Genomic DNA, 274 nt, shown 5'->3' with positions numbered 1-274 from the left:
CTCTGGGGCCTGAGCATCGGTGAACCTGGCAAGGAGCAGATCGCCTTCGATCGCCTCTACGCCAATCTGCAATTGGACAGCCTGTGGAAACGTGCGCTGCACCTGGCGGATGTCGAGCTGGACCAGCCCAAGACCGAAATCCTCTTCGACAAGGAAGGCAAGCTCAACCTCCTGGCCCTGTTCAAGCTGCCGGCCAGCGAACCGACCCCAAGCGACCCCAACGCCAAACCCTTCCCGGTACGCATCGAACGCATCAATCTGGCCGGCGGCTACC

General features: G+C 61.7%; 1 protein-coding gene. It reads left to right on the top strand.

The window, feature by feature from the left end:
- A partial coding sequence (locus tag R0J88_RS20090) for a hypothetical protein (protein WP_410900888.1) occupies positions 1-274 on the top strand: 274 nt, incomplete at both ends.

It is taken from the genome of Pseudoalteromonas sp. SIMBA_162 (genome assembly GCF_046535955.1).
GTDB classification, from domain to species: domain Bacteria; phylum Pseudomonadota; class Gammaproteobacteria; order Enterobacterales; family Alteromonadaceae; genus Pseudoalteromonas; species Pseudoalteromonas marina.
This window is presented reverse-complemented; position numbering and strand designations above follow the sequence as displayed.